This is a genomic window from Caballeronia sp. dw_276 (assembly GCF_018449635.1).
In the GTDB taxonomy this organism is placed as follows: Bacteria; Pseudomonadota; Gammaproteobacteria; order Burkholderiales; family Burkholderiaceae; genus Caballeronia.
Genome location: NZ_JAAVUV010000011.1, coordinates 37,681 through 56,435 on the forward strand (window position 1 = coordinate 37,681; position 18,755 = coordinate 56,435).

Below are 18,755 nucleotides of genomic sequence, written 5' to 3' on the forward strand. Positions count from 1 at the left end.
TCACCGGGCAGTTAATGCTTTTTCGCTTTATTGCGGCTTCATGAAAGTCTGTGCTCGCAAACGTTCGCAGCCATCAAAATCATGGATAAAGTCCGCGCATTTCACGCGCTTGAAGAATCCGCGTACATGCCACGATAAACGCCGCCGTTCGCACCGACACCTTGTGCTCGCTCGCAACAGTCCACACCGCAGCGAATGCTTCGCGCATCACGCGCTCGAGTCGCTGGTTGATTTCATCTTCCGTCCAGAAGAAGCTCGAGAAGTCCTGCACCCATTCGAAGTACGAAACCGTCACGCCGCCCGCGTTCGCAACCACGTCGGGGATCACGAGAATGCCTTTGTCGTGGAGGATGTCGTCGGCGGCGGTCGTGGTCGGGCCGTTCGCACCTTCAACAACGATCTTCGTGCGGATCTTCGGCGCGTTTTCTTCCGTGATCTGGCCTTCGAGCGCGGCCGGAATCAGGATGTCGCTTTCGACGGTCCAGAACTCGTCCTTGCCGATCACGTCAGCGCCTTCGAAGCCGCTTACGCCTCCGTGCTTGCCTACGTAGTCAAACAGCGCGACTGCATCGATACCCGATGATTTGTAGAGCGAACCCGTGTGGTCCTGCACCGCCACCACTTTCGCGCCGGCTTCCTGGAACAGGCGCGCCGCGATTCCGCCGACGTTACCAAAACCCTGCACGGCGATCCGCGCGCCTTCAATGTCAAAGCCGATGCGCCGCGCCGCTTCCGAACCGACCACGAACACGCCGCGTCCGGTGGCTTCCTTGCGGCCGAGCGAACCGCCGAGCGAGATTGGCTTGCCGGTGACAACACCCGTTGCCGTCTGGCCCTGGTTCATGGAGTACGTGTCCATCATCCACGCCATGATCTGCTCGTTCGTGTTGACGTCCGGCGCGGGAATGTCGGTATTCGGTCCGATAATGATGCCGATTTCGCTGGTGTATCGACGTGTCAGACGCTCCAGTTCACCACGCGACAACGTGCGCGGATCCACACGAATACCGCCTTTCGCGCCGCCGTACGGCACGTTGACCGCCGCGTTCTTCACCGACATCCACGCCGAGAGCGCCATCACTTCGGACAACGTCACGTCCTGGTGATAACGCACGCCGCCCTTGCCCGGACCGCGCGACATGTTGTGCTGGACCCGATAGCCTTCGAAGTGCGTGACGGTGCCGTTATCGAGTTCGATAGGGCAATCGACAATCAGAATGCGCTTCGGGCGCTTGAGGGTTTCTATCCAGCGGGAAAGCGAGCCGAGATACGGCGCGACGCGATCGACCTGCTGAAGATAGTTGCCCCAGGGGCCGAGATGGGTGGAATCGAGATAGGAGGGAATGGCGTGCTGAACAGCAGGTGCAGTTTGTTCTTGTTGCTGCGGTGACATTGAAGCTCCAACGTTGTGTGGAATATCTTCATTGTCGAAAATTCGCTTATTGAAATCCAATGCCGTTTCATCATTGCGTTATGTTTTTCTTGCATAACGCCCCGAAAGCTTATGGAGTCTGGGTTTCAACCGAACGCGATATCTCTTCGCCTACCGCTTCCCAGAGATTTCGCATCAGCGCCTGACGCGGGTCGTCGCCCTTTGACGCCATCTTGTCACGATACAAACGAATTTCCATGGTCAGCGTGAACTGACCTGCGGGCGTGCCGCGCGTTCCCCGGTCGAGACGGATCAGCAGGCCTTCATCGACTTCATTGGCTACCGCGCTGTGCGGCAGGAACGCCACGCCGTGACCGGCGAGGGTCATCGCCTTGAGACCTTCGGCCATGTCGGTTTCGTAGACCTTTTCGAGATACAGCCGCGCCGGCGATGTCGCAATGATCACCTCCGTCATGCGTCCAAGGTAGGCATTGGGCGTGTACGAAAGGTACGGGACGCGGGCATCGGCGGCGCCGGGCAACACGTAGCGCGCCCGGCCGCCCTTGTTCACCGATGAAAACGGGCTGATCAATTCGGCGCCGAGCGTGAGCATGTCGTAGCGCGCGGGATCGAGTGCGACCGGGTGGCTCGGATGGTGATAACCCATCACCAGATCGCAGCCGCCTTCCACCAGCGATAAAACCGCGTCGTGCACGTTGAGCGCACGCAAACGTGTGTTAATGCGGCCCAGCCGCGCTTCGATGTGCTGAAGCCATCGCGGAAAATAGGTCAGCGAGAGCGTGTGGGGAACCGCGAAGTCGATGGTTGCATCGGGCACGCCGGTCTGTCCGCGCAAGAGCGTGCGTGCTTCGTGGAATTGCGAAAGCATGGCGAGCGCTTGTTCGTAGAAAACCTGGCCGGCTTGCGTGAGGCGCGTTGGATAGACCGAACGGTCGATCAGGTCCGTGCCGAGCCACGCTTCGAGCGCCTGGATGCGTCGTGAGAACGCCGGTTGCGTGATGTGCCGCAATTCAGCCGAGCGGCTGAAACTGCGCGTCTCCGCAAGCGAGACGAAATCTTCGAGCCATTTCAGTTCCATGCTGCGCCTTCGGGCTGGTTGGGGTGCGTCGTGGACGCATCGGCATTTTACCGTTGCGCATGAAGCGCTCGCACCATTGTTACGCCGGGCGCACTTGCCCGGTGCTGCGGCGCAGCGTTACCGGTGCGCGCCCGCTCCCGTGCAGTTATCGACTCGAACATCTTTGAACCGACGCAGAAGCGCGCCGCCATTCGCTTGCGCGGGCATCGGCGGAAAAGATGGATTTCATTGGCATGATGCTTGCAATTTCTCGTCGGCCCCGCGCTGCAGCCCATCCAGAGGACCCGATGAAAAACCTGATCACATCCTTGAAAAGCGGCAACTGGCGTTCGCTGGTTGCGTGCTTCCTCTACTTCGATACCGGCTTCACCGTCTGGGTGCTCTACGGTCCGCTCGCGCCCTTCATCAGCAAAGACATCACGATGACCGCCGCGCAACAAGGCTTCCTCGTCGCGGTGCCGGTCCTGGCCGCCGCGATCCTGCGCGTGACGCTCGGCAACCTGTATCAATCCACCAATGGCCGGCGCGTCGCGCTGATGGGCGTGTTGCTTTCATCGGTTCCGACGATTGTGTTGCCGCTGTTGTCGGGCACGCCGTCGTATTCGTTGTTGCTCGTGCTGGGCGTCTTTCTCGGCATGGGCGGTGCGAGCTTCGCCGTCGCGTTGCCGATGGCTGGCAGCAACTATCCGCCCAGAGTGCAGGGCCTGGTTCTGGGGCTGGCGGCGGCGGGCAACATCGGCGCGGTGCTCGATGGTTTCCTCTTCCCCCATCTCGCCGATGCCTTCGGCTGGAAGATGGCAACCGCCGCCGCATTGCCCTTGCTCGCGATCACGGCGATTGCATTGTTCGCGTGGGCGTCGGACGCGGGCGTAAAAAACGGCAGTACATCGCGCGCGATGGGCAGTTTCGTGATCACGCTGGCCGGGTTGATCGTGCTGGTTCTTGCCGTGCATGGCGGGGTGTTTGGCGGCGGACGTACTGGCGTTTTATTGCTGCCGGTGCTGGGCGCGCTGCTCGCAATCGCCGTGTTGCCAAAACATTACCGCGCCGTGCTCGGCGAACGCGATACGTGGGTCGTCATGCTGATCTACAGCATCACGTTCGGCGGGTTTGTCGGCATGTCTTCGTATGTGACGTTGCTGCTCACCAATCTTTATCAGATGCCGAAGATCGAAGCCGGCCTCTTCATGGCGATGCTCGCCGCGCTCGGCGCTATCGTGCGGCCGTTTGGCGGGTACCTTGCGGATCGTGTGACTGGCGTGAGGGCGCTGCTGGTTTTGCTCGCGGTGATTGCTGCGGCTGATTTCGCGTTTGCCATCTGGATGCCGCCGGTGGCGGGCGGTATCGCGTTGCTGGTTTGTCTTTATCTTTGCTTCGGGCTGGGCAATGGCTCGACGTTCCAGCTCGTGCCGCAGCGGTGGAAAGGCAAGACGGGCCTGCTTTCGGGGATTGTCGGGGCGGCTGGCGGAATCGGCGGGTTTTATCTGCCGGTGATCATGGGGATGGCTCGCGAAAGTACCGGCAGCTATCAGATGGGATTCGCGACGTTCGGCGTGCTGGCGGTGGTTGCGTTTGGGTTCCTGTTGGCGCTGCGTACGAAATGGTTGAGGTGGGCATCGCCGGAAATGGTGGGCGGTGCGCACGGCGGTTCCGGGACCTTGGTGCATGCGACCGAATGACGTCCGGTGAGTGCTAAAAAAGCGTCGATGCCTTCTGCCGGCATCGACGCTTTTTTATGCGCGCACCGCTTCTATCGTGGCCTCCGGCTCCACTGCCTTCTGCTGCTGCAACGCCCACATCTGCGAGAACAACCCACCGGCGCGTACCAAATCCGCATGCGTCCCGCGCTCCACGATCCGTCCGTGATCCATCACGATGATCTGCTGTGCATGCACGACCGTCGATAACCGGTGCGCAATGATCAGCGTCGTGCGCTCCCGCGCGATCAGATCGAGTTCATGCTGGATCGCGCGTTCGGATTTGGAATCGAGGGCGGACGTGGCTTCATCGAAGATCAGAAGCGGCGGATTCTTGAGCAACGTCCGCGCGATCGCCACACGCTGCTTCTCGCCACCCGACAACTTCAATCCGCGCTCGCCGACCGGCGTTTCATACCCCGCCGGCAGACTTTCGATGAACTCATGAATATGCGCCGCACGCGCCGCCGCGATCACTTCGTCGCGGGAAGCCGATGGCCTGCCATATGCAATGTTGTAATAGATCGAATCGTTGAAGAGCACCGTATCCTGCGGCACGATGCCAATCGCCGCACGCAACGAATCCTGCGTGACGTCGCGGATATCCTGGCCATCGAGCAGAATCCGTCCGCCTTGTTCGCGGTCGAGATCGTAGAAACGGAAGAGCAGTCGGCCGAGGGTGGACTTGCCCGAACCGCTGTGGCCGACAACGGCCGTCGTGGTCCCGGCGGGAATCGTGAAGTCGATGTTGTGCAGGATCGGCCGCGAACTTTCGTAGGAGAAACTCACGTTTTCGAAACGCACTTGCGCGCCATTGACGGCGAGCGGCAGCGCATTGGGCGCATCGGGCACTTCGCGTCCTGCGCCGAGCAACGTGAACATGCGGTCCATGTCCGTGAGACTTTGCTTGAGTTCGCGATACACCACACCCAGAAAATTCAGCGGGATATAAAGCTGCAGCATGAATGTATTGATCAGCACGAGATCGCCGAGCGTGAGGCGTCCGGCAATCACGCCCTGCGTTGCGCGCCACAAGATGAAGACCAGTCCCGTGCCAATAATGAACTGCTGTCCGAAATTGAGCACCGACAACGAGCGCTGCGAGCGAATCGCAGCGGCTCGGTATCGAAGCAAATTTTCGTCGTAACGTTGTGCTTCCCATTCCTCGTTGCCGAAGTACTTCACCGTTTCGTAATTCAACAATGAATCGATGGCGCGCGAATTCGCCTTCGAATCCAGATCGTTCATTGTGCGGCGGAAATGCGTGCGCCATTCGGTGAGCTTGATCGTGAAGACCACGTAGGTAACCAGCGCAATCAGCGTGACGATGGCGTAATACGCTTCGTATTTCGTGACGAAAAACCCGAGCACGAGGCCGACTTCAACGAGCGTCGGCAAGATGCTGTAAAGCGAATACGAAACGAGTTGCTGAATGCCGCGTGTGCCGCGCTCAATATCGCGCGACATGCCGCCAGTCTGCCGCTCGAGATGAAACCGCAACGACAGCGAATGCAAATGCCGGAACACTTTCAGCGCGAGTTGCCGCACGGCGCTTTCCGTGACCTTCGCGAACAGGATTTCGCGCAGTTCGGTGAAAAGCGAAGTGGACAGGCGCACGATCGCGTACGCCACCACGAGCAAACCAACACCGCTGATGAGAATGATCGCCGCCGAATCCTGCGCGCGCCCGAGCGCGGTCAGATGCTGGATGGAACTGAGGCTGTCGATGACCTTCTTCATCACGATCGGCACGCCCAGGTTCGCCACCTTCGCGCCGATCAGGCACGTGAGCGCAAACGCCACGCGCCACTTGTACGTGGTGAGATAAGGCAGCAGCGAACGAATGGTCTGCCAGTCGTTGCGCGGGCCGTGGGCTATAGGAACGGGTTCGGAGGGCGAATTGCGGCGCATGGATTCGAGGTCTGCAGAGGTCCCGCGCCGTATAACGAAACCACGCGGACACAGGATGTATTGCGGGCGGGCGCCCGTCTCAGAATGCGGGCTTTCCCGTACAATTCGATGCTTGCGCGGCGCCGCCGCCGGACAAAACCTGCGCAGCGCAGCGCCCTAAAAGCCTGCTAAACGATTCAAAATCGTTCAAGCGCGGGGCAACATCGTTTAATCCTGCATTGTCGCAGAAGGCGCCCTGCCGCGCTGACCGGCCGGACGCCACTTTTAATGGAACTCAAGCTCGTGACCGAATCTCTGCAACTCCCGAACAAGCCGGTCGCGCTGCGCGTAGTACCGCAACCGTCCGATGCCAACGTCCACGGCGACGTCTTCGGCGGCTGGATCATGGCGCAGGTCGATATCGCTGGGTCCATTCCGGCGAGCCGGCGCGCGAACGGGCGCGTGGCGACCATCTCCGTCAATTCGTTCGTGTTCAAGCAGCCCGTGTTCGTGGGCGATCTGCTGAGCTTTTACACGGATATCGTGAAGACGGGGAATACGTCGGTGACGGTTTCCGTCGAGGTCTACGCGCAGCGCATGAGCCTCGCGCAAGACGTCGTCAAGGTGACGGAAGCAACGCTGACCTACGTGGCCACCGACAGCGACCGCCGTCCGCGCGCACTGCCCGCGCTCGACTGAATTGCGTTATCAAGGTTGGCAGCGCGCGCGGCGATCCGCATCTGATTGCTGAGCAAAAGCGCGGGGATATCTTCGGCGGGCAACGGCTGCGAGAAGAAAAAACCCTGCATTTCGTCGCAATCGCGGGCAATCAGGAAATCGAGTTGCGCCGCCGTTTCGACGCCCTCCGCGATCACTTGCAGTTCGAGCGAATGCGCGAGCGCGATGATCGCCGACGTGATCGTTTCATTTCCGCTCGGCGTGCCGATATCCGCAACAAACGAGCGGTCGATCTTCAGCCGGTGCACCGGGAAACGCTTGAGATAAGCGAGGCTGGAATACCCGGTGCCGAAGTCGTCGATGGCAATTCCAACGCCGAGCGTCGCGAGATCGGACAAGGTTGTCACGGCTTCGTCGGCGTTGTGCATGATCGCGCTTTCGGTCAGTTCAAGTTCGAGGAACTGCGGCTCGAGGCCGGTCTCCGTCAACACCGATGTCACCAGTTCCCGGATATCGCGCTGCTGGAACTGCCGCGCCGACAAATTCACCGACATCCGCGCGAGCGGCAAACCTTCGTCCTGCCACGCCTTGTTCTGCCGGCACGCTTCGCGCAAGACCCATTCGGCCAAAGGCCCGATCAGCCCGCATTCTTCGGCAACCGGAATAAACGAACTCGGCGATACAAGCCCGAATTCCGGATCCATCCAGCGCACGAGCGCCTCCATGCCGACGACATCGCCCGTCTTGAGGTCGACTTGCGGCTGGTAGTGCAGCAGGAATTCGCCGTCGCGCAACGCACGCCGCAACCGCCGCTCGACGTTCATCCGCGCGCCCACGCTAGCGTTCATTTCCGGCTGATAGAACTGATACGTGTTGCGCCCCATGTCTTTCGCGCGATACATCGCGAGGTCGGCTTTCTTGAGCACGGTCTCGGCGTCGGCGCCGTCCTGCGGGAACAGGCTCGCGCCCATGCTGCAGCCCACGTACAGTTCGGTTCCATCGAGCCACACAGGGTCTGAAATAGCACTGCGAACGCGCTCCATCCAGCCGATCAGCGCGCTCTCGCACGCAATATCGGGCAGCACGGCGACGAATTCATCGCCGCCATGACGCGCGATGGTGTCGCCCGTGCGCCCGCAACGCGCGAGCCGCTCGGCGACGACGGACAGCAAACGGTCGCCGACGCTGTGTCCCAGGCTGTCATTGACGTTCTTGAAGCCATCCAGATCGACGAAAACCACGGCGAGCGTCGTGTCCCCGGCACGCGCCCGTTCGATCGCTTCCTGCAGCCGGTCGCGCAGCAGATTGCGGTTGGGCAGGCGCGTGAGGGCGTCGTAGTTGGCCTGATATTCGAGTTGCTCCTGGTATCGGATGACTTCGGTGACGTCGTTGATCACGCCGACGTGATGTGTCGTCTGGCCGTTTGCATCGGGCACGGGCGCGACCAGCAACTGGTTCCAGAACAGCACGCCGTCCTTGCGGTAATTGCGCAGCACCGCGCTCACTTCGCGGTTCGCGGCGAGGCCTGCGCGGATCGCGTTGAGCCCTTCCTGGTCGAGGTCATCGCGCTGCAGGAAACGGCAATCCCGGCCGACGATCTCCGTCGGGTCGTAACCCGTGATGCGTTTGAACGCCGGGTTCGCGTACTCGATCACGTTGCCTTTGCCCGTCGTCGCGGTGATCAGCACGGCGTTCACGCAGGCGTCGAGCGCCCGGCTTTGCAGGCGCAGCGCAAGTTCCGAGCGCTTGCGGCCGGTCGTGTCGTCGTAAGTACCCAGCACGCCGATAATCCGCCCCGCCCCGTCGAGCAACGGCAACTTGCTCGTCAGGGACGTACGCATCTCGCCGCGGACAAAAAAGTCGCGCTCCTGATTCATGACCGGCTGTCCGGTCGCGATGACCAGATTGTCCTCGGCGCGAAGCAGTTTTCCGGCCGCAGCCCAGGGCAGCGTGCAATCGGTCATGCCGATGACATCCTCCTTGCGGGCGAGCCCGGCATCGCGCGCGAACGCGGAGTTGCAGCCCAGATAGCGCGACTCGAGGTCCTTCCAGAAAATCCGCTGCGGAATGTTATCGATGAGCGACTCGAGCATCTGCTTCGAGCGCCGCGCTTCGGTTTCCGCGTTGATCCGGTCGGTGACATCGTTGGCCAGCATGAAGATGCCCGGCTGCCCCGAATACGTAAGCGAATGCGACGAGATATCAGCGCTGACTTCCGCGCCGTCGTGCCGCTTGTGGCGCCACACGCCCGCTGAATGCTGGCTGCCCGGGTGATCTCCGGCGCTGCGCGCGAGCAACGCGGTGAACTTGTCGAAGTCGTTATCGGCGTGAAGATCGCGCACGGACATCGAAAGGAATTCGAGCTCGGTGTAGCCGTAATGCGAAAGCGCCGCCGGATTCACGGCGACGAACCGGTATGTGTCGCCATCGACAATCCACATGGGCACGGGATGCGCGTCGAACAGATCGCGGAAACGCTCGTTGCTGCGCTGCATGGCCCGCGCGATGCGCAACTTGTCGCGCGACGAACGCTCGTGGCTGGCGAATGTGTACATGAGTGCGGCGCCGCCAGCGAGCATGGAGACGATCAGCAGGAACACCGCGCGGCTCGATGCACGGGCGGATTCATTCAGCGTGGCGGCAAGCGAGTCGGATTCCCGGGCGCGCAACTGCGCCAGTTCGACATCGAGCGTTTCCTGGTCTTCGCTCAAGCGCACGAATGCGGCGCGCGCCCAGTCACGCGTGGCGCCGGGTGCGTCGGCCGCGGCGCGTTCGAACGCCGAATGCGCGTCGCGCTTGGCAATACGCGCGCTTTCCGCGAGGGCGTCGAAGGCGCCGTGCATGCCCGGCTCGAACGCGAACTGGGCGCGCAGGCCGCTTTCCAGCGCATCGACGTGTGATTCGAGATCCGCGCGGACATCGGCGGGTTTGAGCACGCCTGTCGCTTCATAGCGGCCGATTTCCGGAAGACTGCCGCCGAGCGCGCTTCGATATGCATCCAGGTCGCGCATCAGGCTGAGCGAGCGCCGGGTGCGGACGTCGGCGTTACCTTGCAGCCCGATCTGCTCGTAAGCGACGAACGCGTTCGCGCCCATCGCCACGAGGACGACCGCGATGTTGACCAGCAGGCGGCGCGAGAAGATTGATTTCATGGTTCCGATAACCGTCCACGGCGCGCGCTTTGGGAGTGAACGCGAGCCGTCGGTTCGAATACAGGTTATCGGCAGGGAATGCGGGGAATTTAGAGTAAGCGCTTAATCAGCGAGACCGAACTCTTTCATGGCGGGGACGAAATCGTGGTTCACCTCGCTTTTGCGCGACAACTTGGCGAGCGCATAACGCTGGAAGGCGGACAGCTCGGACCAGCGGCCGAGGCTTGGCGAACCGATGCCGCACAGGCTGCTCTGGCGGATCACGCTTTCCGGCACGACGTCCGTATGCGCCCAGATCGGGTCGCTGTCAGGGGCGAACGTTTCGGGTTTTGCATCGGCGTGCGTGCGCAGCATTTCGGCAATAGTTTGATCGAACGCGGGTTCGATGGCGGCGTCGTCCTCCACCGGAAAGCGCGCGAGCAATTCGCGGTCGCTGTGCGGCAGGCGGCGCCATTCATCGAGGGAAATGCGCTGTCCGAATCGATCCAGATTAAAACGCACGACGAGCGGGATGAAGCTCAGATTCTCAGTCGACTCCAGTTCGAATCCGAACAGGCGCGGAGCGTCGTAAAGTGCCATGGCGAGTGCCTCGTGGGCGAGAGGGTCAAGGGAAGCGAGTGAGGCCGCTGTAGGTTATCGTAGGGCCTTGAACGGCTTGTAGTGTGTCTGTTGCACCATAAAGCAGCAAGCGTTATGCCCGGATTTCTCTTATAAATTCTTATAGGTAGCGGCTAAAACGCGACATCGTAAGCAATTAGCAAGAGAACCAGATCATGAATGAGACAGATATCGACGATCAACCCGGTTACGTGGAACGTCAAGTCAAGCGTCACAGAATGGGCGAGATCCGCGAGACCGCCGACGACGTTGGTCAGGAATGGCCCGTCGCGCTCGTCTACAACGGCATTTCGCACGCGGTGATGATGTGCACGCCGCGCGATCTGGAAGCCTTTGCGGTAGGTTTTTCGCTGACCGAAGGGATTGTCGAGCGCGGCAGTGACATTCACGACATCGAGGTGTTTTTCCACAACGCCGAGGGCGACACGCTGCCGCATGCCGAAGTGCATCTGCAGGTCGTGCAGCAGGCATTTGTCGCGCTAAAGCAGAAACGCCGGGCGCTGGCCGGACGAACGGGTTGCGGCGTGTGCGGTATCGAAAGTATCGATCTGCTGGATTTGCAGCCCGAACGCGTGCCGGATACAGGCTTCCTGACCCGTCTCGCCGATGACGCCATCGCCCACGCCGCGCGTGAACTGCCGGCGCACCAGCAGTTGTCGAAGTTGACGGGCGGATTGCACGCCGCCGCCTGGTGCGACGAAACCGGCGCCGTCAAATACGCTTTCGAGGACGTCGGCCGTCACAACGCGCTCGACAAGCTGATCGGCCATCTCGTTCTGCAACGCGTGGATACCACGCAAGGCTTCGTGTTTTTATCGAGCCGGGCGAGTTATGAACTCGTGCGCAAGTCGGCACGAGTCGGCGTGCCGATGCTCGTAACGATTTCCGCGCCGACATCGCTGGCCATTTCCATCGCGGAAAAAGCCGGGTTGCGGCTGGTCAGTTTTGCGCGCGAGAACGGGTTTGTGGAGTACGGGCGCGTGCAAGGCATTTGATACGCGCCCTTCTGCTCAATTAAACCGGCTGAAATCCGGCTTGCGCTTCTCGAAAAATGCCGTGAACGCCTCCTTCGCTTCGGGCGAAGTCAGCATGCTGGAGAAGTATTCCGCCTCTTTGGCCATCTGCGCGCTGACTTCATCGGCCTGACCGCCCTTCATCAACGCCTTCGTCGCCTTCAGCGATGCCGGCGGCAATGCCGCGAGTTTCCTCGCCTGCGCGAACGCAAAATCACCGACCTCCTCCGCCGATAAAACCCGGTTCACGATCCCCATATTCGCGGCTTCGTTTGCATCGAACGGTTCGCCAAGCAGCAGCTTTTCTGCCGCCCGTTGATAACCGGCAATGCGCGGCAAAAGCAGGCTCGACGCGGCTTCCGGACACAACCCGAGGTTCACGAACGGCAGCACGAATTTAGCCGTCGATGCGGCATAAACCAGGTCGCAATGCAGCAGCATCGTCGTACCGATACCCACTGCCCCGCCGGCCACAGCCGCCACGACCGGTTTCTGCGCCGTGCTGATCCGGCGCAGAAACTGGAATACGGGCGCGTCCGGCTTCGAAGGCGGCGCTTTCATGAAGTCTTCGAGATCATTGCCGGCGCTGAACGTATCGCCTGCAGCGCGAATCAGCACCACGCGCACTGACGGATCGTTTTCGGCATCGAAGAAAGCATCGGCCATGGTTTGATACATCTCGGCCGTCAGCGCATTTTTGCGTGCCGGGCGATTGATCGTGATGCTCAAAACGCCGTCGATGTGTTCCGTGATGATGTCCATTCTTGTCTCCTGAATGAATAACGGCTCGCGAACCGGAAGGCGCGCGAACCGTCGTTATGCCTTAACGGATTAGCGCTTACATCCGTTCGATAATGCCCGCCGCGCCCATGCCCGTTCCCACGCACATGGTCACCATGCCGTACTTGAGGTTGCGCCGGCGCAAGCCGTGCACGACCGTCGCGGCGCGAATGGCGCCCGTTGCGCCGAGCGGATGACCCAGCGCGATCGCGCCGCCAAGCGGATTGATCTTCGATGGATCCAGCCCCAGGTCCTGAATCACAGCCAGCGATTGCGCCGCGAACGCCTCGTTGAGTTCAATCCAGTCGATATCGTCCTGCGTCAAACCGGCCGCTTTCAACGCTGCGGGAATCGCTTCCTTCGGCCCGATGCCCATGATTTCCGGCGGCACGCCGCGCACCGCGAAACTCACGAAACGCGCGAGCGGCGTCAGGTTGAATTGCTTCAGGATCTTCTCGCTGACCACGATCAACGCGCCGGCGCCATCGGACGTTTGCGAGCTGTTGCCGGCCGTGACCGAACCTTTCGCGGCGAAAACCGGACGCAATTTGCCAAGGCCTTCCATGGTCGTGTCCTGACGCGGGCCTTCGTCGTTCTTGATCTCGCGCGCGTTGACACGAATCTCGCCCGTCGCCAGATCCGGGAAACGTTCGTTCAGCGTGAACGCGGCGATTTCATCGTCGAATTCGCCGGTACGCTGCGCTTCCAATGCACGCCGATGCGATTCCACCGAGAATGCGTCCTGCGCTTCACGGCTGATCTTCCAGCGTTCGGCCACGCGTTCGGCGGTCAAACCCATGCCGTAGGCGATGCCGACGTTTTCATCGCGATCGAAGATATGCGGCGACAGCGACGGCTTGTTGCCCATCATGGGCACCATGCTCATGGATTCACATCCACCCGCGATCATCACATCCGATTCACCGACGCGAATCCGGTCGGCGGCCATCGCCAGCGCGGTCACGCCCGATGCGCAGAACCGGTTCACGGTCACGCCGCCAACGGTGTTCGGCAAGCCGGCCAGCAATGCGCCGATACGCGCCACATTCAGCCCTTGCTCGCCTTCTGGAATCGCGCAGCCGATGATCGCGTCTTCGATCAGCTTCGTATCCAGCCCGGGCACTTGCGCGACCGCTGATCGGATCGCGTGGACCAGCAGTTCGTCTGGGCGCGTGTTCTTGAAAATGCCGCGCGGCGCCTTGCCGATAGGCGTCCGGCTCGCGGCGACGATGTATGCGTCCTGCACTTGTTTGCTCATTTGCAGCTCTCCAAAAGTCCTGCCCGCGCCTTAGTTACGAACCGGCTTGCCGGTCTGCAACATGCCCATGATCCGTTCCTGCGTCTTCGCAGTGCCGAGCAAGTCGACAAACGCGCGACGTTCGAGCGCCAGCAACCATTCTTCATCGACGAAACTTCCTGCTTCCACGTCTCCGCCGCACACCGCTTCCGCGATACGGCTCGCGATCAGGAAATCGTGATCGCTGATGAAGCGGCCGTCGCGCATGTTCACGAGCGACGCCTTGATGGTCGAGATCGCCGAACGCCCGGCCACCGGAATCTGCGTGTTACGCAACGGCGCACGATAACCGGCCGCTGAGAGCGCACGCGCCTCCTTCTTCGCGATATCGAGCAATTCGTGCACGTTGAAAACGATCGTGTCGGATGGCTTGAGATAACCCATCGAGCGCGCTTCCAAAGCCGATGCGGAGACCTTCGCCATCGCGGCGTTTTCGAACGATCTCTGCAGGAATTTCAGCAGATCGCTCGTCGCATTCACGGCGGTAGCCGCGGTCGCCGCACGCAACGCCGCTTCCTTCAAGCCGCCGCCGGCAGGCACCAAACCCACGCCCACTTCCACCAGCCCCATATAAGTCTCGACGTGCGCAACACGCTTGGCCGAATGCAGCGCGAGTTCGCAACCGCCGCCAAGCGCAATGCCCGACACAGCCGCGACCACCGGCACGCTCGCGTACTTCACGCGCAACATGCCTTGCTGGAAGTTCTTCACAAACGGTTCGATGCCCTTCGCGCCGCCCATCATGAACGCGGGCATGGCTTCTTCGAGGTTCGCGCCGGCCGAGAACGCGCCGCCCGGATTGCCGAGTTTCAACGCCGACGTTTGCCAGATCACGACGCCCTTGTAATCGGCTTCGGCCAGTTCGATGGCCTTCGTCAGGCCTTCGATCACCGCCGGTCCGATCGTGTTCATCTTGCTCTTGAACGATACGATCACGACGTCGTCTTCGCCCGCGCGGTCATCGACCCAGGCGCGCACGGCATCGGTTTCGAACAGCGTCTTGCCGTAGGTTTTCGGATCGACGCCCGCTTCGCCAATCAGCGGCGCGCGGAAAACCTGCTTCGTGTAGACATCGAGCGATGAACGCGGGATGAATTTCGATGCGCTCGGCGACCACGCGCCTTCAGCGGTATGCACGCCGCCCTTCTCGGCCACGGGACCATCGAATACCCACGATGGCAGCGGCGCCTTCGACAACGCCTTGCCTGCATCGATATCTTCCTTCACCCATTGCGCGACCTGCGTCCAGCCCGCCGCTTGCCATCCTTCGAACGGGCCTTCGTTCCAGCCGAAACCCCAGCGAATGGCGAGATCGATATCGCGCGCGTTATCCGCAACGGATTCCAGATGCACGCCGATGTAATGAAACACATCGCGGAAGATGGACCACAGGAATTGCGCTTGCGGATGCTGCGATTCACGCAGGAGCTTCAGGCGTTCTGCAGGCGGCCGCTTCAGGATGCGGCCGACGAGTTCATCCGCCTTGCCGCCGCCATCAACATACGTTCCCGTCTTCGGGTCCAGCACCTTGATGGCCTTGCCTTCCTTCTTGTAGAAACCCGCGCCCGACTTCTGTCCCAGTGCGCCGTTCTTCACCAGCCCGGCAAGCACCGCCGGCGTCTCGTACAACGCGAAGAAAGGATCGTCGGGCAGGTTGTCCTGCATCGTCTTGATGACGTGCGCCATGGTGTCGAGACCGACCACGTCCGCCGTGCGGAACGTCGCCGATTTCGCGCGACCGAGACGGGCGCCGGTGAGGTCATCGACTTCATCGAAACGCAGTCCGAACTTCTCGGCTTCCGCGATCACCGCGAGAATCGAAAACACGCCCACGCGATTCGCGATGAAATTCGGCGTGTCCTTCGCGCGCACGACGCCCTTGCCGACCACGCTCGTCAGGAAGGTTTCGAGCTGATCGAGAATTTGCGGCTGCGTGGTATCGGTCGGAATGAGTTCGACCAGATGCATGTAGCGCGGCGGATTGAAAAAGTGCACGCCGCAAAAACGCGCTTTCAACTCGTCCGAAAAGCCCGTCGACAACTCCGTGATCGACAACCCCGACGTGTTCGTCGCGAAAATCGCCTTCTCGCCGATATACGGCGAAACCTTCTTGTAGAGATCGTGCTTCCAGTCCATGCGCTCGGCGATGGCTTCGATCACGAGATCACACTCTTTCAGCTTCTCGATGTCGTCGTCGTAATTCGCGGGCTGAATATATTGCGCGTCTTCCTTCACGCCGAACGGCGCGGGCGACAGCTTTTTCAGATTCTCGATCGCCTTCAACGCGATGCCGTTCTTCGGACCTTCTTTTGCCGGCAGGTCGAACAGCAGGACCGGCACCTGGGCGTTGATCAGATGCGCAGCGATCTGCGCGCCCATCACGCCGGCGCCGAGCACCGCCACCTTGCGTATGTTCAGATTGCTCACGTTTGTCTCCGGGAGGGATATTCGGTATGACGATGCGCCACGTCCATCAGGACGAAGCGCATAGCAAAAGAGGCCTAGAACAAGGCTTCGTCGTATTCCATCAGCGTCTTCGATCCGGCGCGCGCGGCGCGAATCGTCGATGCCGTTTCAGGCAGCAACTTGGCGAAGTAGAAACGCGCAGTGGCGAGCTTCGCCTTGTAGAACGGATCGCCTTCGGCTTCTTTATCCAGCGCGATACGCGCCATGCGCGCCCAAAAATACGAGAACACCAGATGCCCGACGGTGCGCAGATAAGGCACGGCAGCGGCGCCGACTTCGTCCGGATTCTGCATGGCCTTCATGCCGATTTCCATCGTCAGTTTCTGCACCTTGTCGCCAATGTCCGCGAGCGGGTTGATGAATTCCTGCATCTCCGGCTTTACGCCTTCCTCTTCCACGAAGTCCGTCACAAGCTTGCCGAACTTCTTCAGCTTCGCGCCCATATCGCCAAGAATCTTGCGGCCGAGCAGGTCCAGCGCCTGAATCGAATTCGTGCCTTCGTAGATCATGTTGATGCGGGCATCGCGCACGTATTGCTCCATGCCCCATTCGGAGATGAAGCCGTGGCCGCCGTAGATCTGCATGCCCATGTTCGTGCCTTCGAACGCGTTATCGGTCAGGAAGGCCTTGATGACCGGCGTCAGCAGCGCGACCAGGTCGGCTGCGTCCTTGCGTGCGGTTTCATCGGCGTGCGACAGTTCTTTATCGATGTTGAGCGCCGCCCAGTACGTGAACGCACGGCCCGCTTCGGCGTAGGCCTTTTGCGTGAGCAACATGCGACGAACATCCGGATGCACGATGATCGGATCAGCGCCCTTCTCAGGCGCTTTAGGCCCGGTCAGCGAGCGCATTTGCAGGCGTTCCTTCGCATACGTCAACGAGTTCTGATATGCGATTTCCGTCAGCCCGAGCCCTTGCATGCCGACGCCCAGACGCGCGGCGTTCATCATCACGAACATGGCGTTCAAGCCCTTGTTCGGCTCGCCGACAAGCCAGCCCTTCGCCGAATCCAGATTGATCACGCACGTTGAATTACCGTGAATGCCCATCTTGTGTTCGATGGAACCGCACTTCACGCCATTGCGTTCGCCGGGAGCGCCGGCATCCGTCGGAATGAATTTCGGCACGATGAAAAGCGAGATGCCCTTCGTGCCATTCGGTGCGCCCGGCAAGCGAGCCAGCACCAGATGCACGATGTTCTCGGCCAGATCATGCTCACCGCTGGAGATGAAAATCTTCGTGCCGCTGATGGCGTAGGAACCGTCGCTGTTCGGCTCCGCCTTCGTGCGCAGCATGCCGAGGTCCGTGCCGCAATGCGGTTCGGTCAGGCACATCGTGCCGGTCCAGGTGCCATCGACGAGTTTCGGCAAGTACGCTTTTTGCAGCTCGGGCGCGCCGTGCGCGTGCAGGCACTCATAGGCGCCATGCGAAAGGCCGGGGTACATCGTCCAGGCCTGATTCGCCGAGTTCAGCATTTCGAAGAGCGCGTTGTTCACGAACGCCGGCAAACCCTGGCCGCCGTATTCCGGATCGCAACCGAGAGCAGGCCAGCCCGCTTCCACGTATTGCTTGTAGGCTTCCTTGAAGCCCGCAGGCGTGCGCACGACGCCATCGCCTTCATACGTGCAGCCTTCACGATCGCCCACCTGGTTCAGCGGGAAGAGCACTTCGGCGCAGAACTTGCCGGCTTCTTCCAGAACCTGATTGATCGTGTCGGCGTCGAGGTCCGCATGCTTAGGCATGTTCTTGACCTCGTTTTCCACGTTGAGCAATTCGTGCAACACGAATTGCATGTCACGCAGCGGCGCTGTGTACTGTCCCATTCTTCATCTCCAAGTGTCCAGGAAGCTTGGGCCCTGAGCGCCGCCGAATCCGCTGCGTTACCGCGTTCTGCTGATTAGCTGATTCGTCGACGCCTAATGGCCGTTGCTTTGATACGAAACAATCGTTTTTTCCAGCGCGTCCCGCGTCAGTTGCACTGCCTCCGGTAAATGCAGGAAGCGCGCGTCATGATGCAGACCGAGCGTGAAACTATAGAGTTCAAAAAGCATCAGCGCAGGATCGGTGTCCGCACGCAAATGGCCTTCGTCCTTCGCCTGGTTGATCGCGCGCGTCAGCGCTGCTCGCCAAGTCGTCACGCTATGCACGAGTTGATCACGCACTGCACTGTCGGCGCGATCGTCGTACTCCACCGCACCGCTGATGTAGATACAGCCCGTCGTCACTTCCTCGATGCGCTTTTCCATCCAGCGCGCCAACATGGAACGCAAACGCGGCAAACCGCGTGCTTCGCGAAGACTCGGGTAAAACACTTCGTCTTCAAAGCGGCGGTGATATTCCTTCACCACTTCGACTTGCAGATCCTCGCGCGAACCGAAGTGCGCGAACACGCCGCTCTTGCTCATCTGCATCCGCTCGGCCAGCAAGCCGATCGTCAATCCCTCAAGTCCGTCCCGGCTAGCCAGGTCCAACGCGGCGTCGAGGATTGCGACTCGTGTCTGTTCGCCTTTTCGCATGATTTTTACCGTTTTCATTTAATCGAAATAAAATCGAACGGCCGTACGATTATTGTAGCCGACCGTTCCTGAAACAAGCTTTTTATTAGAAACCGGGGTCTAACTTTTCATCGCGCCGATGGGACACGGCTCAAGTTTGTGCCGGTTTGTGGTTCCGAGGCCAGTGGGGCTGGCCCG

The 18,755-nt window shown here is 60.7% G+C and carries 13 protein-coding genes; 3 read left to right on the forward strand and 10 right to left on the reverse strand.

All coding sequences use genetic code 11. The features are described 5' to 3' along the window. Positions 1 to 79: 79 nt before the first annotated feature. Positions 80 to 1,393, reverse strand: coding sequence for a Glu/Leu/Phe/Val dehydrogenase (locus HB633_RS22165; protein WP_056355720.1), 1,314 nt, complete (start codon positions 1,391 to 1,393; stop codon positions 80 to 82). Positions 1,394 to 1,502: 109 nt separating this feature from the next. Next, positions 1,503 to 2,471, reverse strand: coding sequence for a LysR family transcriptional regulator (locus tag HB633_RS22170; protein ID WP_213780292.1), 969 nt, complete (start codon positions 2,469 to 2,471; stop codon positions 1,503 to 1,505). A gap of 287 nt (positions 2,472 to 2,758) precedes the next feature. On the opposite strand from HB633_RS22170, the gene HB633_RS22175 reads away from it, so the two are divergent. Next, positions 2,759 to 4,150, forward strand: a complete 1,392-nt coding sequence (locus HB633_RS22175; RefSeq protein ID WP_213780293.1) for an MFS transporter — start codon at positions 2,759 to 2,761, stop codon at positions 4,148 to 4,150. A gap of 54 nt (positions 4,151 to 4,204) precedes the next feature. On the opposite strand, the gene HB633_RS22180 is transcribed toward HB633_RS22175, so the two are convergent. After that, positions 4,205 to 6,079: an ABC transporter ATP-binding protein/permease gene (locus HB633_RS22180; protein ID WP_213780294.1), complete on the reverse strand. Its 1,875-nt coding sequence runs from the start codon at positions 6,077 to 6,079 to the stop codon at positions 4,205 to 4,207. Between the two features lie 267 nt (positions 6,080 to 6,346). Here HB633_RS22180 and HB633_RS22185 point away from each other — a divergent pair, with 267 nt between their 5' ends. Further along, positions 6,347 to 6,757: an acyl-CoA thioesterase gene (locus HB633_RS22185; protein ID WP_213780295.1), complete on the forward strand. Its 411-nt coding sequence runs from the start codon at positions 6,347 to 6,349 to the stop codon at positions 6,755 to 6,757. Here the strand turns inward: HB633_RS22185 and HB633_RS22190 are convergent. After that, a complete protein-coding gene (locus tag HB633_RS22190; protein ID WP_213780296.1) occupies positions 6,703 to 9,888 on the reverse strand; it encodes an EAL domain-containing protein in 3,186 nt (1,061 codons plus the stop codon). The genes HB633_RS22185 and HB633_RS22190 overlap by 55 nt on opposite strands. Positions 9,889 to 9,990: 102 nt before the next feature. Beyond that, positions 9,991 to 10,467, reverse strand: a complete 477-nt coding sequence (locus HB633_RS22195) for a nitrate reductase associated protein (protein ID WP_213780297.1) — start codon at positions 10,465 to 10,467, stop codon at positions 9,991 to 9,993. A 194-nt stretch (positions 10,468 to 10,661) separates the two neighbouring features. Between HB633_RS22195 and fdhD the strand changes: the two genes are divergently transcribed. Continuing rightward, positions 10,662 to 11,501, forward strand: a complete 840-nt coding sequence (gene fdhD / locus HB633_RS22200) for a formate dehydrogenase accessory sulfurtransferase FdhD (protein WP_213780298.1) — start codon at positions 10,662 to 10,664, stop codon at positions 11,499 to 11,501. A 15-nt stretch (positions 11,502 to 11,516) separates the two neighbouring features. Here fdhD and HB633_RS22205 read toward each other — a convergent pair whose 3' ends face one another. From HB633_RS22205 to HB633_RS22225, 5 genes are all read right to left on the reverse strand, one after another. Continuing rightward, positions 11,517 to 12,281 carry an enoyl-CoA hydratase gene (locus HB633_RS22205; protein WP_213780299.1) on the reverse strand — a complete coding sequence of 255 codons (765 nt, stop codon included), beginning with the start codon at positions 12,279 to 12,281 and terminating at the stop codon, positions 11,517 to 11,519. Between the two features lie 76 nt (positions 12,282 to 12,357). Then, on the reverse strand, positions 12,358 to 13,557 hold the full coding sequence (locus HB633_RS22210; RefSeq protein WP_213780300.1) for an acetyl-CoA C-acyltransferase: 1,200 nt from the start codon (positions 13,555 to 13,557) through the stop codon (positions 12,358 to 12,360). Between the two features lie 30 nt (positions 13,558 to 13,587). After that, positions 13,588 to 16,023: a 3-hydroxyacyl-CoA dehydrogenase NAD-binding domain-containing protein gene (locus HB633_RS22215; protein ID WP_213780301.1), complete on the reverse strand. Its 2,436-nt coding sequence runs from the start codon at positions 16,021 to 16,023 to the stop codon at positions 13,588 to 13,590. Between the two features lie 74 nt (positions 16,024 to 16,097). Then, positions 16,098 to 17,885 carry an acyl-CoA dehydrogenase C-terminal domain-containing protein gene (locus HB633_RS22220; RefSeq protein ID WP_213780302.1) on the reverse strand — a complete coding sequence of 596 codons (1,788 nt, stop codon included), beginning with the start codon at positions 17,883 to 17,885 and terminating at the stop codon, positions 16,098 to 16,100. A gap of 93 nt (positions 17,886 to 17,978) precedes the next feature. After that, positions 17,979 to 18,578, reverse strand: coding sequence for a TetR/AcrR family transcriptional regulator (locus HB633_RS22225; protein WP_213780303.1), 600 nt, complete (start codon positions 18,576 to 18,578; stop codon positions 17,979 to 17,981). Positions 18,579 to 18,755: the final 177 nt, after the last annotated feature.

Excerpts from the sequence above, each read along its gene's own strand:
- HB633_RS22195 (WP_213780297.1), bottom strand. The coding sequence starts at position 10,467 with ATGGCACTTTACGACGCTCCGCGCCTGTTCGGATTCGAACTGGAGTCG.
- HB633_RS22185 (WP_213780295.1), top strand. The coding sequence starts at position 6,347 with ATGGAACTCAAGCTCGTGACCGAATCTCTGCAACTCCCGAACAAGCCG.
- HB633_RS22165 (WP_056355720.1), bottom strand. The coding sequence starts at position 1,393 with ATGTCACCGCAGCAACAAGAACAAACTGCACCTGCTGTTCAGCACGCC.
- HB633_RS22175 (WP_213780293.1), top strand. The coding sequence starts at position 2,759 with ATGAAAAACCTGATCACATCCTTGAAAAGCGGCAACTGGCGTTCGCTG.
- HB633_RS22180 (WP_213780294.1), bottom strand. The coding sequence starts at position 6,079 with ATGCGCCGCAATTCGCCCTCCGAACCCGTTCCTATAGCCCACGGCCCG.
- HB633_RS22170 (WP_213780292.1), bottom strand. The coding sequence starts at position 2,471 with ATGGAACTGAAATGGCTCGAAGATTTCGTCTCGCTTGCGGAGACGCGC.
- HB633_RS22205 (WP_213780299.1), bottom strand. The coding sequence starts at position 12,281 with ATGGACATCATCACGGAACACATCGACGGCGTTTTGAGCATCACGATC.
- HB633_RS22220 (WP_213780302.1), bottom strand. The coding sequence starts at position 17,885 with ATGGGACAGTACACAGCGCCGCTGCGTGACATGCAATTCGTGTTGCAC.
- HB633_RS22210 (WP_213780300.1), bottom strand. The coding sequence starts at position 13,557 with ATGAGCAAACAAGTGCAGGACGCATACATCGTCGCCGCGAGCCGGACG.
- HB633_RS22225 (WP_213780303.1), bottom strand. The coding sequence starts at position 18,578 with ATGCGAAAAGGCGAACAGACACGAGTCGCAATCCTCGACGCCGCGTTG.
- HB633_RS22190 (WP_213780296.1), bottom strand. The coding sequence starts at position 9,888 with ATGAAATCAATCTTCTCGCGCCGCCTGCTGGTCAACATCGCGGTCGTC.
- fdhD (WP_213780298.1), top strand. The coding sequence starts at position 10,662 with ATGAATGAGACAGATATCGACGATCAACCCGGTTACGTGGAACGTCAA.